The organism is Ensifer sp. Root1252, assembly GCF_001425885.1.
Classification (GTDB): Bacteria; Pseudomonadota; Alphaproteobacteria; order Rhizobiales; family Rhizobiaceae; genus Ensifer; species Ensifer canadensis.
In genome coordinates this window covers 41,145-53,984 of record NZ_LMDT01000059.1, presented here as the reverse complement: position 1 = coordinate 53,984, position 12,840 = coordinate 41,145, and the positions used below count along the sequence as shown (strand labels likewise).

Here is a 12,840-nt window from a genome sequence, read left to right as displayed (position 1 = left end):
ACGCTTTGAAATGGCGCAAGCCTTTAATCGCGGAGCTATTGTGCTCCCGAGGCCGGCGCGAAAGCGGGAGCGGCCCGGTGATGAGCCACTCCCGCCAGTCCTGGGGGTGTTTAGTTGACCGGTTCGAGTGCCAGCAAATGCAGCAGGCGCGCCGGGTTGGTCCGCGAGATCGACGGATTGACGAACGGGGTCTCGGCCGTCACCCAGCCTTTGAAGCGCTTGGTGTTGTACTGGTACCAGTTTGGATTGTTGAAGACCGGCATGATCGGCAGGTTCTCGGCGACGATGCGCTGAGCCTTGTTCATGGCTTCCTTCTGCTTGGCGAGGTCAGCCGTGTGGGTGAACTCGGTCAAAAGCTTCTCGACATCGTCATTGAACCAACGCTGCGCGGTAAAGCGCGTCTTGCCCTTGTCCGAAGCGCTGAGGGCGCGCTTGTAGGGATAATAGGGCGAGGCCGAGGCCGGCAGACTGTTGATCGCCGCGTCGAAGGTGCCGTTGATGAGGTTGCCGGTCCATACGGCTTCCTCCGGCGTTTCGATCTTGGCGTCGAGGCCGACGGCCTGCAGGCCCTCGACGGCGATCGTGACCGTGTCGATCCAGTCAGTCCAGGCGCTCGGAACGATGATCGAGAAGGCGATCTTGCTGCCATCCGGATTGTCGCGGAAACCGTCACCGTCCTTGTCGACATAGCCGGCCTCGTCGAGCAGGGCCTTGGCGGCATCGGCGTCGTATTTGCCGTAGGTGCCGAAATCGGTCGCGACCGACGGATCCGCCCAGCTCTTATAGAGTTCGCCCATGCCGGCAGGGTCTTCGTTGAGTGTCGGATAACCGTAGCCGGCGACGTCGACCATGGTGCCGCGATCAAGCGCCATGCTGGCCGCACGACGGAACTTCACGTCGTTGAAGGCCTTGCGGTTGTTCTCGTTGGCGGTTTCCTGGTTGAAGAGGAACGCCACCATGCTGCTCGGCGAATACCAGAAATGGTAGTGCTCCGGGTCCTTGGCGACGTAGACGTTCTCTATATCCGGGATGAAGGAAACGCCCCAGTCGAGCGTGCCCGACGCGGTCGCGGTCAGAATCTGGTTGTTGTCGGCAAGCTGCGGGAAGCGCATGCAATCGACTTTGAGCGCGGCGTCCCAATAGTGCGGGTTGCGGCACTGGTCGTAGGTCTGGCCGGTGAAGCGCGGGATCTCCGTCATCGGGCCGCTGCCAACAGGTGTTTCGTTGGCGAAGGTCACCGGTTCGGCGATGTCCTTCCAGACATGCTCCGGCACGATCGGCAGCTGGGCAAGCTGTTCGGCAGCAAGCGAGCTTGGATTGGCGAGCGTGAAGCGAACGGTCTGGCCGTCGACGGCTTCGACGCCGGTGATGAAGGTCCAGATGCTGACGAAGTCGAGCGCCGGGAACTTCTTCAGGTAGTCGTAGGTGAACTTGACGTCAGCAGCCGTCAGCGGCTTGCCATCAGACCATTTCAGGTTTGGGCGCAGCTTGAACTCGATGCTCTTCAGATCGTCGGCAAGCTTGAAGCTTTCGGCGAGGCGGAAGACCGGCTTGTTGTCATCGAAGCGATTGAAGACGACCAGCGGCTCGTAGATGAAGTCGAGCGTGCTTTGGCGCGCCGACGTCTGGTTGAACGGGTTGAAGTTGCGAACCCAGGTCGTGGCCGGCTCGATATTGACCGTCAGGATCGACTGCGCCACGGCCGGTGCAGCGAAAAGGGTCAGCGCGGTCGCTGCCCAGAGAATGGATTTTTTCATGGTTTCTCCCCTCTTGATTGGTGAGTGGCGTCTCGTCAGGCGACGAGAACGCTCTTGAACATCTCTTCGACTTCGGCGTGCGCCGCGCGAATGTCGACCTTGAGCTTGCCGAGCCGGCTCTGGCCGGCGGCGATACGCTTCTGGGCTGCCTCTGTCAGCGGACGGGCGGCCTTGGCGGCAGCCTCGCTCTCGGCCAGATCGCCGTGGCTGTGAAGTGCGACGTCGGAGCCGGCGTCGAGCACCTGCTTCACACGCTCGGGCAAGGTGCCGCGCAGTGATTCCATGAAGATGCAATCGGACACCAGCACGCCCTCATAGCCCATGTCGTTGCGGATCACTTCATGCATCGTCGGCGAGATCGAGGCCGGCAGCTCGCTGTCATAGGCGGAGTAGACGACGTGCGCGACCATCGCCCAGGGCGTGTCCTTGAGGGCAACGAAGGGCTTGAAGTCGGTTGTGACAAGCGTTTCGCGCGATGCGTCGACAACGGGCCGTTCCTTGTGGGAATCACGTGTCGCGCGGCCATGCCCAGGGATGTGCTTCATGACAGGCATGTTGCCGGTCTCAAGCAGGCCATCGACCACCTCGCGGCCGAGGGCGGCGATGAAGTCCGGATCCGAACCGAAGGAGCGCGCACCGATGACGGCGCTGGTCGTTTCGAAGACGAGATCGAGGACCGGCGAGCAGCCGCTGGTGAGGCCGAGTTCGCTCATCATCGTGCCCATTGCCTGGGACGACAGGCGAAGCGCCTTTTTGCCGAGCGCAAGGTCATGGCGCGCCAGTTCGGCAAACTGGCCGAAGCTGCGGAAAAGCGGCCAGGGACCGGCGTCGAGATGCTGGACGCGACCGCCCTCCTGGTCAGTGAAGACAGGTGCGTCGTCGCGCCCAACGGCCTCGCGGAAGCGCTCGATCAGGATCTTGACCTGGCCGGGCTCGCGCAGATTGCGTCGGCCGACGAAGAGGCCGAGCGGGTTGGTTTCGCGAAACAGGGCGAACTCGTCGTCCGAGAGTGTTGGGTTTGGTAGGCCGACGAAGAGGGCGAGCGGTGTCGATGCCATTGGAGAGCTCCGATGTTCAGATGATTATTTGGATGGATTACGAAGCATGCCTTCGTAGATGCCTTTGTCGGCGGCGGGGATGGCAACGGCGCCGATGGTCTTGGCGTAGAAATCGACCGGGCCGGCATCGCCGATAAAGGCATAGGCATGGCCGAGCGTCTTCATGGTCTCGAGCGATGCGGTCAACAGATCAACGCCGATACCGCGCCCTCGGCTCTCGCCGGCGACCCCGGTCGGGCCGAAGAAACCGCGCGCCGTCGTGTCGTAGCAGGCAAAGCCGAGCAGCTTACCACCTTCCACCGCGATCAGGCAGGCGATCGGCTGGCGGGAGAAGGCGACCGAAACCTCGCTCGCCCAATTCTCACTGAAGTTCTGCCTTACCCAGTCGACGACGACGTGCATTTCGGGCGGCAGCGCCGGGCGAATGCGAATGCCGGTCGTGTCGGTTTTCCGCTTGAGATTGGCGAGCGTCGGCGAATACAAGCTCACAAGCAAGTCCGGCACCCCTAGTCCTCCGTATATTCCCTTATTAAGGAATTGATCCCTTTGTAATGCAATATGTGTCCTCATCTCCGGCGGGTTGTCAACCGGCAATCGTGGCGATGGGGTGGGAGGGTTGACAGCGAGAACAGTCGGCTGCGCATAGTATTATCGCGCCACAGAGCCTTGGCTCCGGCGAACTCGTCGGCGGTCAAACGACGAATCATCGAGTTGCCTTCAAAAACCAATGGCTTCGAGACTGAACATGCGCGCACTGCCAGCACATGCGCCAAGCTGTCGCCGCCGCTCTTCGTTCTCTTGTTGTTCTTTTCATATTGTAATTTACAAAAATACTAAGTTTGATTTTCGCTGTTTTTTTCAAGGAACCACTGCAATTCCCAGGGCAAATATCTCATTGAATTGACAGATGTTATTTTTATTCTTGATTACAAAAGTAGAGTTTGTTCCGCTTTATTTTCCGTCACGGATTGTTACTATGCTTTCGGTTCAACGAGCCCGGGAGCCAGGCGTGTCAGAGTTACCTCCACAGCACTTGACCGAGCAGGAGCCGCGATCTCGCCGGCGCCAGGAGCTTTTGACATTTCTTGTTCTTGCCTTTGGCATCTGGCCGCTGGTGGCCGTCGGCGTGGTCGGCGGTTACGGCTTCATCGTATGGATGCTGCAGATCGTTTACGGCCCTCCCGGCCCGCTTGGGCATTGAGGTGATCCATGGGGGCGATGACAACCAGACGAGGATTGTTCCTGGGCCGGCAGGCGGAGCGGAGGCGCGTCCTGCCGCCGGGCGTCACGCTTGAAAGCCTGACGGCATGCACCGGCTGCGGCCAATGTGTGGAAAAGTGTCCCACCCAAATCATCGTGCTGCTTGACGAACGTCCGTCGCTCGATTTTTCAGGCGGCGAATGCACGTTCTGCGGCGGTTGTGCACGGGCCTGTCCGGAGCAGGTATTCGCAGCGGAGGCCGTAACGCGGCTTGCCCATGTCGTTGCGATCGGCGACGGCTGCCTCGCGCGCAACAATGTCGCCTGCCAATCCTGTCGCGATGCCTGTCCGCAGCAGGCGATCCGATTTCGGCCGCGGACCGGCGGGCCGTTCCTGCCGGAGGTGGACGTCGACAGCTGCACCGGATGCGGTGCCTGCATCGGCGTCTGTCCTGTCGGTGCAATCGGCATTGCGGATCGGGTTCAGGAGGGCGTCCATGCCTGATCTCTCCCGGCACTATCATATCTCAAGCGCCGTCGTCGTCGCTCTTCCGGCGATGAAGGATGCTGTCCTTGCCGCGCTGGCGCGCATGGCAAATGTCGAGGTTTACGCACATGAGGGCGGCAAGATTGTCGTCGTCATCGAGGGAACGAGTACCGGCATGCTTGGCGAATGCCTGTCGACGATCTCCACGCTCGAGGGCGTGGTAGCGGCCAATATGGTTTTCGAACATGTCGAAACGGAAGGAGTGACGGACGATGACCACCGAACTGACGCGGCGTGATATCCTGAAGGCGCACGCGGCCGGCATCGCCGCCGCCACCGCCGGCATCGCACTGCCCGCCGCCGCTCAACCGGTGCCCGGCGGTATCAGCGCGCTCGAAATCAAGTGGTCGAAGGCGCCCTGTCGCTTCTGCGGCACCGGCTGCGGCGTCATGGTCGGCGTCAAGGAGGGGCAGGTCGTTGCCACCCATGGCGACATGCAGGCCGAGGTCAACCGCGGCCTCAACTGCATCAAGGGCTATTTCCTCTCCAAGATCATGTATGGCTCCGACCGGCTGAAGACGCCGATGCTGCGCAAGCTGAACGGCGCCTACAGCAAGGACGGCGAGTTCGAGGCGGTGAGCTGGGACGAAGCTTTCGACGTCATGGCCGAACAGTGCAAGAAGGTGCTGAAGGAAAAGGGGCCGACGGCGGTCGGCATGTTCGGATCCGGCCAGTGGACGATCTTCGAGGGCTATGCTGCGACGAAGCTGATGCGCGCCGGCTTCCGCTCGAACAACCTCGACCCCAATGCCCGCCACTGCATGGCCTCGGCGGCCTACGCCTTCATGCGAACCTTCGGCATGGACGAGCCGATGGGCTGCTATGACGACTTCGAACATGCGGACGCCTTCGTGCTCTGGGGCTCGAACATGGCGGAGATGCATCCGATCCTGTGGACCAGGCTTGCTGATCGTCGCCTGGGCCAGTCGCATGTGAAGGTGGCTGTTCTGTCGACCTTCACCCACCGCAGCATGGACCTCGCCGACATTCCGATGGTGTTCAAACCCGGCACCGACCTGGTGATCCTCAACTACATCGCCAATTACATCATCGAGAAGGGCCGGGTGAACGAGGACTTCGTTCGCAAACACACCACCTTCATGCGCGGCGTCACCGATATCGGCTATGGCCTGCGTCCGGACAATCCCATCGAAGTTAAGGCGGCCAATTCATCCGACCCCGGCAAGATGGAGCCGATGGACTACGAGGCGTTCAAGGCGTTCGTCTCGGAATACACTCTGGAGAAGACCGCCGAGATGACCGGTGTCGACCCGGCGTTTCTGGAAGAACTCGCCGAGCTCTACGCCGATCCGCAGCGCAAGGTGATGTCGCTGTGGACCATGGGGTTCAATCAGCATGTGCGGGGCGTCTGGGCCAACCAGATGGTCTACAACATTCACCTTCTGACCGGAAAGATCTCGGAGCCCGGCAACAGCCCGTTCTCGCTGACCGGCCAGCCGTCAGCCTGCGGCACCGCGCGCGAGGTCGGCACCTTCGCCCACCGTCTGCCTGCCGACATGACCGTGACCAATCCGGAGCACCGCAAGCACGCCGAGGAGATCTGGCGCGTTCCGCATGGGATCATCCCGGAAAAGCCCGGCTATCACGCTGTCGAGCAGGATCGCATGCTCAAGGATGGCAAGCTCAGCTTCTACTGGGTTCAGGTCAACAACAACGTCCAGGCCGCCCCCAATACCAGCAACGAAACCTACCAAGGCTATCGAAACCCGGAGAATTTCATCGTGGTCTCGGATGCCTATCCGACGATCACGGCCATGAGCGCCGACCTCATCCTGCCGGCGGCCATGTGGGTGGAAAAGGAAGGCGCCTACGGCAATGCCGAGCGGCGGACCCATGTCTGGCACCAGCTGGTGCAGGCGCCGGGCGAGGCGCGCTCGGATCTCTGGCAGATGGTCGAGTTCTCCAAGCGCTTCATAACCGACGAAGTCTGGCCGGCCGAAATCCTCGCTGCCAACCCAGAGTTCAAGGGCAAGAGCCTGCATGACGTCCTGTTCCAGAACGGTGAGGTCAACCGCTTCCCCTTAAGCGAAGTCAGCGGCGACTACGCCAACAACGAGGCCGAAGCCTTCGGCTTCTACCTCCAGAAGGGGCTGTTCGAGGAATATGCCACCTTCGGTCGCGGCCATGGTCACGATCTCGCGCCCTACGACCGGTACCACGAGGAACGCGGTCTGCGTTGGCCGGTGGTCGACGGCAAGGAGACGCGCTGGCGCTATCGCGAGGGCTACGACCCCTACGTCAAGGCCGGCGAGGGCGTGAAATTCTACGGCCGCCCGGATGGCAAGGCGGTCATTCTTGCGGTGCCCTACGAGCCGCCGGCGGAATCGCCCGACGAGGAATTCGATCTCTGGTTGGTGACGGGTCGCGTGCTCGAACACTGGCATTCGGGTTCGATGACGATGCGTGTGCCGGAGCTCTATCGCGCCTTTCCGGGCGCCCGCTGCTTCATGAATGCGGATGACGCCCGCAAGCGCGGCATCAATCAGGGAGCGGAGGTGCGGATCATGTCGCGGCGCGGCGAGATCCGCTCACGCATCGACACGCGCGGACGCAATCGCATGCCGCCCGGCGTGATCTTCGTGCCGTGGTTCGATGCGAGCCAGTTGATCAACAAGGTGACACTCGACGCAACGGATCCCATCTCCAAACAGACGGATTTCAAAAAATGCGCAGTCAAGATCGTCTCAGTCGCTTGAAGCGACCAGAATGGGTGGTCGTTGCCATCGGCCTCGTCATGTTTGTCACGACGACGGCGATTGCCCAGGTCGTCCAGCAAATGGTGCCGCAGCTTGAAGGCCCGACACCACAGATGGAAACCGGGGCTGCCGCGAGCTTGCCGAAATGGGTGGTCGATGACAAACGCAAGATGCGCGCCTACCCGGACCAGCCGCCGATCATCCCGCACTCGATCGAGGGTTACCAGCTTTCGGTCAATACCAACCGCTGTCTCTCCTGCCACAAACGCGAGTTCACGCAGGATAGCGGGGCACCGATGATCAGCGTGACGCACTACATGACGCGCGACGGGCAGATGATCGCCGACGTTTCGCCGCGGCGCTACTTCTGCACGGCATGTCATGTGCCGCAGGCGGATGTTCGCCCATTGGTCGACAATGTCTTCAAGGACATGAGCGAACTCGGCGTCAAGCCAGCCGGAAGCGAGTGAGCCCATGCAGCGGACCCGGAGACTTATCCTGTGGGTGTGGCGGCTTGTCAGCACGCCGGCGGGCACGCTCAGCCTCGGCTTTCTGACGCTGGGCGGCTTCATCGGTGGCGTGATGTTCTGGGGCGCCTTCAATACGGCGCTGGAGATCACCAATACCGAGAAGTTCTGCACTTCCTGTCACGAGATGAAAGACAACGTCTATGAGGAACTGACGCGCACGATCCATTTTTCCAATCGTTCCGGCGTGCGCGCCTCCTGCCCGGATTGTCACGTTCCGCATCAGTGGACCGACAAGATCGCCCGCAAGATGCAGGCGTCGAAGGAGGTCTGGGGCAAGATCTTCGGCACCATCAACACCCGCCCCAAATTTCTGGAAAAACGGCTTGAACTGGCCCAGCACGAATGGGCGCGGCTGAAGGCCAACGACAGCCTGGAATGCCGCAACTGCCATTCCTCTGTTGCCATGGATCTGCAGAAGCAGACGGAGCGGGCCGCCACCATTCACACGCGCTACCTGCTATCGGGCAAGGCGACCTGCATCGATTGCCACAAGGGCATCGCGCACGAACTGCCGAACATGCAGGGTATCGATCCCGGCTGGAAGATGCCGAAGGAGCTGGAAGGCACAAGCACCTCGGGCATGACGCCGATCGACGATCTTCGCCGCGCGATGATGGAGCTTCACGCCAGCAATCTCTGATCGTCGCTTCCGGTAAATGCGCCGCGAAGTGGGTGACCCCTCAGGCGGTCGGCCTGGTGATGATAAAAAGGGCCGGGAGCAGCATCGCCCCGGCGACAACCGACGCAAGCGGAAGGCTCGGTTTGCTGACGATGCAGAAGAAGGCGAAGCTCGTAGCCATCAGCGAAATGGCTATGATCTTTGCCCGTGCCGGTATCGCACCTTTTTCCCGCCAGAGCCGCAAGGATGGACCGAAGGTCGGGTGTTCCAGCAGCCAGCGCTCAAGTCGCGGCGACGCGCGAGCGAACAGGCCGGCCGCCAGGAGAAGAAAGGGCGTGGTTGGCAAGATCGGCAAAAAGATGCCGGCGACGGCGAAACCGATCATCAGCCATCCAAGACCAAGACAGAGCAGCCGAAGAGGAAGGTTCATAGCTGGTCTCCAAGCCGGGTCAATCTTCGGAACATGTCGACATCGCCGCGGTATCATTCTCACCCGATACTCGGCCTTGCGGCCAGCGCCGAAGTGCTTCAGCTCCCATTTCGGTCAGCGCATAGATGCCGCGGTCGACCCGTTCGAACCAGCCATAGACATTGCCTTGCAGGATCTTGGCGGCATCGGGTGCGGCCTCACGCAGGTCGCGAGGACGTAGATTGCCATCCTGCAATGCCGCCGCGCAGGCGAGGGCCTGCTGGCGATAGGCGGTCATGATCGGCGCGCGCGTGCTGCCGCCGAGCGTCGGGTCGCCCTTGCGACGGCGGTGTTCCTTGATGAGACGCGCTCGCTTTTTCAGGTTCCTGCGCGGCATGGCGGCCGATGCCGCAACAATCACGTCGACCGTGCCGTTGTCGGCAACAGCGAGCATGCCGAACCCGAGCCGGCGGCAGAGATCGCGAAAGCGGCGGTCGCTCTCCCGCCCTTTGCCCTTGGCCGAGACACGCGCTGCGATCCAAACTTCGTCACCGGCATTGGCGCGATCCACTGCCTGCAGCACCAGTTCCAGATTGAACGTCAGCTTCAGCTCGCAGATAACGACGAGCGGCGGCTCGTCGTCGCTGAGCGCAAGGATATCGCAGCCCCCGACCTCACCTTTGACGGAGTATCCCGCCTCTTCGAGGAAGCGCTTGATCGGAAGATAAAGTGTTGTCTCCAAGCGGATGGGTTCCTGTCGAGATCGAAGGCGGTTCGTCTTGGCAAGTGCCGCCATGGTCGTTTGTTACGCGAGCCGGGGCAATTGTTCTGACATGCAGATAGCCCCGATCCGGGGCTTTGTCATCCGGTTGTCCGGTCGCAGCGCGGTGGTGCGTTGTGCTTCGTCTTAACTTTATGGTGTGTTAATATTGCTGCGTGGGCGGCCTTCGCCGGAGGGCGCCCGGTATCCGAGGCTTTGACGACAGATGTTGCGAGTCCTCACCCTGTTGCTGTCGCTGATATCAGCATTCGTGTTTCCCGCCGCGTCCGCGCCAGAAACCGAGAAGGTTGTTTTGGTGCTGTCTTTGAAGGGGGCGATCGGTCCGGCATCGGCTGAATATATCAAACGCGGCTTGCAGAAGGCCAATGATCGGCACCTGCCGCTTGTCGTTCTCCAAATGGATACGCCGGGTGGTCTCGATACCTCCATGCGCGAAATCATCCAGGCGATCCTGGCATCATCCGTTCCAGTCGCGAGCTTCGTTGCACCCAGCGGAGCACGTGCGGCAAGCGCCGGCACCTACATTCTCTATGCAAGCCATATCGCTGCCATGGCGCCGGGAACCAATCTCGGGGCGGCAACGCCGATCGCGATCGGCGGAGACATGTTCGGCGGCCAGAAGGACGAGCGTCCCGACGAGAACGACAAAGATACTGCTGCCCAATCTCGGCCAACCCAGACGACAATCGAGGCCAAGCTCATCAACGATGCCGTCGCCTATATCCGCGGGCTGGCCGAGTTGCGCGGGCGCAATGCCGATTGGGCCGAACGGGCTGTGCGCGAGGCTGCGAGCCTGTCTGCGGCGGCTGCCGTTCAGGAGAAAGTCGTCGATTTCACTGCCACTTCGGTCGACGATCTGCTGAAGCGGGCGCAGGGACGAATTGTCCGTGTCGGGCAGACGGATATCGCGCTTGAAACGGCTGGGCTCGGCGTGGAGACTTTTGTGCCCGACTGGCGCACGCGCCTGCTTGGGGTGATCACCGATCCGAACATCGCGATCATTCTGATGATGATCGGCGTCTATGGACTGATCTTCGAGTTCCTGACCCCCGGATCGGTCGTGCCCGGCACCGTCGGCGGGATCTGCCTGCTGCTCGGGCTCTACGCTCTGGCCGTCTTGCCGGTCAGCTATGCCGGTCTCGGTTTGATCCTGCTCGGTATCGGCCTGATGGTCGCGGAGGCGCATTCGCCTTCTTTCGGTGTGCTCGGTGCCGGCGGCGCCCTGGCGCTGGTTCTCGGCGCTGCGATCCTTTTCGATACCGACACTCCGGGGCTGCAGGTCTCATGGGCGATGCTTGCCGGCGTCGGCATTGCCAGCCTCGGTTTCAGCCTGCTCGTCGCCCGTCTCGCCTTCAGCGCGCGGCGCCATGCGGTGGTGACCGGCGGCGAGCAGATGATCGGGCTGCGGGGCAAGGTCGATAGCTGGTCCGGCGCAAACGGCTATGTGATCGCCCACGGCGAACGGTGGCAGGCTGTCAGCAGCCAGACACTGGATGCGGGAGAAAATGTGAAGGTTGTCGGCCGCAACGGGCTGACGCTTGAGGTCGCGCGCGACGAGGCAAAAGCCTGACGCATGCGGTAGAAGGAGTAAAGATCATGGACATACTTGGGAGCCTCGCTCCCTATCTCGCGATCCTGTTGTTCCTCCTGATCGTCATTGCCTATGCGATCAGGATCCTGCGCGAATATGAGCGCGGCGTCATCTTCACACTCGGTCGCTTCACGGGCGTCAAGGGTCCGGGGCTGATCCTGCTTCTTCCCTATGTCCAGCAGATGGTGCGGGTCGATCTTAGAACCCGCGTGCTCGATGTTCCAAGCCAGGACGTCATCTCGCACGACAACGTGTCGGTCCGCGTCAGCGCGGTCATCTACTTCAGGGTGATAGATGCCGAAAAGTCGACGATCCAGGTCGAGGATTTCATGATGGCGACGAGCCAGCTCGCCCAGACGACATTGCGCTCAGTACTCGGCAAACACGACCTCGATGAGATGCTGGCAGAACGCGACCGCCTGAACGAAGACATCCAGAAGATCCTCGACAGCCAGACCGATGCCTGGGGCATCAAGGTTGCCACGGTCGAGATCAAACATGTCGACATCAACGAAAGCATGGTCCGCGCCATTGCCCGCCAGGCAGAGGCCGAACGGGAACGTCGCGCCAAGGTCATCAATGCCGAAGGCGAGCAGCAGGCGGCCGCAAAACTGCTTGAGGCCGCCGAGATCCTCGCCCGGCAGCCCGAAGCCATGCAGTTGCGCTATTTGAGCACCTTGAACGTGATCGCCGGCGAAAAGAACTCGACGATCGTGTTTCCGTTCCCGATGGAGCTCGTCAACCTGCTGTCGGCCAAGGTCGATAAGTCGACGAGCTGATCACGTTTGGGGTCTCGATGTTTCAGGCTGCCTTGCGTTCGAGTTGTGCGACCTTGAGCAGGTCGTCGATAGCACCGGGCGCTGCGACCAGAACAGCGCTTCCCCGGGTCAGGGCTTCGCCCTGTGTCGGGAAGGGCAGCGACCAGCCGCCTGCCTCGTTGACGAGGCAATAGCCGGCCAGGCAATCCCAGGCATGCATGTAGGGCTCGTAGTAGCCGACGAGCCGACCGGCGGCCACATAGGCGATCATCAGCGCGCCCGAACCGTTGCGCATGAAGTTGCCGCCGGCGGCAAGAAGGCGCTCGACGATGCCCGCGACTTCGGCCGGCGTCACGTGATTGTTGGCGCCAAGTCCGGTGACGGCATCGCGGATCGTCCGTGTCGCATCGAGGCGCAGGGTCTTGCCGTTGAGCGTCGCGCCCAGTCCGGAAGCAGCCGCATAGAGCTCGTCGTGGCACGGCGACTGGATCACGCCGATCACGGGTTTGTCGGCATAAAGCACGGCGATCGAGATGCACCAATTGGGCATGCCGTTGACAAAGGGCGTCGTTCCATCGATCGGATCGATCACCCAGGTGAAGCCCGAAGTGCCACTGACAAGGCCGTGTTCTTCGCCGAGCACACCGTCGTCCGGGAACGAGGCGCTGATGCGATCGCGGATCAGCGTCTCGACGTTCCGGTCGGCGATTGAAACAACGTCATGGGCGTCGGCCTTGGTTTCGATGACCAGAGTCTCGCGCTGCAGGAAGTAGTCATGGGCAAGCCGTCCGGCTTCCTCGGCAATGGTCTTGGTGAGCGCGAAGCGAGCTTCAAGGCCCGCGATTGGCGAAGTCATGCAATAGTCCTTCCTGTG

At 61.5% G+C, this 12,840-nt stretch carries 14 protein-coding genes; 8 read left to right on the top strand and 6 right to left on the bottom strand.

What is annotated here, in order from left to right:
• Positions 1-110 precede the first annotated feature (110 nt).
• The 3 genes from ASD02_RS35980 to ASD02_RS35970 are packed head-to-tail and all read right to left on the bottom strand — an operon-like array spanning position 111 to position 3,319.
• Positions 111-1,757 carry an ABC transporter substrate-binding protein gene (locus ASD02_RS35980; RefSeq protein ID WP_057220167.1) on the bottom strand — a complete coding sequence of 549 codons (1,647 nt, stop codon included), beginning with the start codon at positions 1,755-1,757 and terminating at the stop codon, positions 111-113.
• Positions 1,758-1,792: 35 nt separating this feature from the next.
• Positions 1,793-2,815, bottom strand: coding sequence for a glycoside hydrolase family 3 N-terminal domain-containing protein (locus tag ASD02_RS35975; RefSeq protein ID WP_057208905.1), 1,023 nt, complete (start codon positions 2,813-2,815; stop codon positions 1,793-1,795).
• 24 nt (positions 2,816-2,839) lie between these two features.
• Complete coding sequence (locus tag ASD02_RS35970) at positions 2,840-3,319, bottom strand: GNAT family N-acetyltransferase (protein ID WP_057208907.1); 480 nt, start codon at positions 3,317-3,319, stop codon at positions 2,840-2,842.
• 529 nt (positions 3,320-3,848) lie between these two features.
• On the opposite strand from ASD02_RS35970, the gene napE reads away from it, so the two are divergent.
• From napE to ASD02_RS35940, 6 genes are read left to right on the top strand one after another with little or no spacing between them, the layout of a single operon-like run.
• Complete coding sequence (gene napE, locus ASD02_RS35965; RefSeq protein WP_038577795.1) at positions 3,849-4,016, top strand: periplasmic nitrate reductase, NapE protein; 168 nt, start codon at positions 3,849-3,851, stop codon at positions 4,014-4,016.
• A gap of 17 nt (positions 4,017-4,033) precedes the next feature.
• A complete protein-coding gene (napF, locus tag ASD02_RS37880; RefSeq protein ID WP_244494345.1) occupies positions 4,034-4,519 on the top strand; it encodes a ferredoxin-type protein NapF in 486 nt (161 codons plus the stop codon).
• Positions 4,512-4,799: a chaperone NapD gene (locus tag ASD02_RS35955; RefSeq protein ID WP_057220165.1), complete on the top strand. Its 288-nt coding sequence runs from the start codon at positions 4,512-4,514 to the stop codon at positions 4,797-4,799. Before napF ends, ASD02_RS35955 begins: the two co-directional genes overlap by 8 nt.
• Positions 4,774-7,278, top strand: coding sequence for a periplasmic nitrate reductase subunit alpha (gene napA / locus ASD02_RS35950; protein WP_025428423.1), 2,505 nt, complete (start codon positions 4,774-4,776; stop codon positions 7,276-7,278). The genes ASD02_RS35955 and napA overlap by 26 nt, the downstream gene beginning before the upstream one ends.
• Positions 7,248-7,748, top strand: coding sequence for a nitrate reductase cytochrome c-type subunit (locus tag ASD02_RS35945; protein WP_038577799.1), 501 nt, complete (start codon positions 7,248-7,250; stop codon positions 7,746-7,748). The genes napA and ASD02_RS35945 overlap by 31 nt, the downstream gene beginning before the upstream one ends.
• A gap of 4 nt (positions 7,749-7,752) precedes the next feature.
• Positions 7,753-8,448, top strand: coding sequence for a NapC/NirT family cytochrome c (locus ASD02_RS35940; RefSeq protein WP_057220164.1), 696 nt, complete (start codon positions 7,753-7,755; stop codon positions 8,446-8,448).
• A gap of 40 nt (positions 8,449-8,488) precedes the next feature.
• Here the strand turns inward: ASD02_RS35940 and ASD02_RS35935 are convergent, their stop codons facing one another.
• Together ASD02_RS35935 and ASD02_RS35930 are read right to left on the bottom strand one after the other, a co-directional pair.
• A complete protein-coding gene (locus tag ASD02_RS35935; protein ID WP_025428426.1) occupies positions 8,489-8,857 on the bottom strand; it encodes a YbaN family protein in 369 nt (122 codons plus the stop codon).
• 19 nt (positions 8,858-8,876) lie between these two features.
• Positions 8,877-9,578: a DUF2161 family putative PD-(D/E)XK-type phosphodiesterase gene (locus tag ASD02_RS35930; RefSeq protein WP_057208940.1), complete on the bottom strand. Its 702-nt coding sequence runs from the start codon at positions 9,576-9,578 to the stop codon at positions 8,877-8,879.
• A gap of 244 nt (positions 9,579-9,822) precedes the next feature.
• On the opposite strand from ASD02_RS35930, the gene ASD02_RS35925 reads away from it, so the two are divergent.
• Both ASD02_RS35925 and ASD02_RS35920 read left to right on the top strand, forming a co-directional pair.
• Entirely contained in the window at positions 9,823-11,187 is a 1,365-nt protein-coding gene (locus ASD02_RS35925) for a nodulation protein NfeD (RefSeq protein ID WP_057220163.1), read from the top strand.
• Between the two features lie 26 nt (positions 11,188-11,213).
• Complete coding sequence (locus tag ASD02_RS35920) at positions 11,214-11,987, top strand: slipin family protein (RefSeq protein ID WP_025428429.1); 774 nt, start codon at positions 11,214-11,216, stop codon at positions 11,985-11,987.
• Positions 11,988-12,009: 22 nt separating this feature from the next.
• Here ASD02_RS35920 and ASD02_RS35915 read toward each other — a convergent pair whose 3' ends face one another.
• Positions 12,010-12,822, bottom strand: coding sequence for an inositol monophosphatase family protein (locus ASD02_RS35915; protein ID WP_025428430.1), 813 nt, complete (start codon positions 12,820-12,822; stop codon positions 12,010-12,012).
• Between the last annotated feature and the right edge of the window lie 18 nt (positions 12,823-12,840).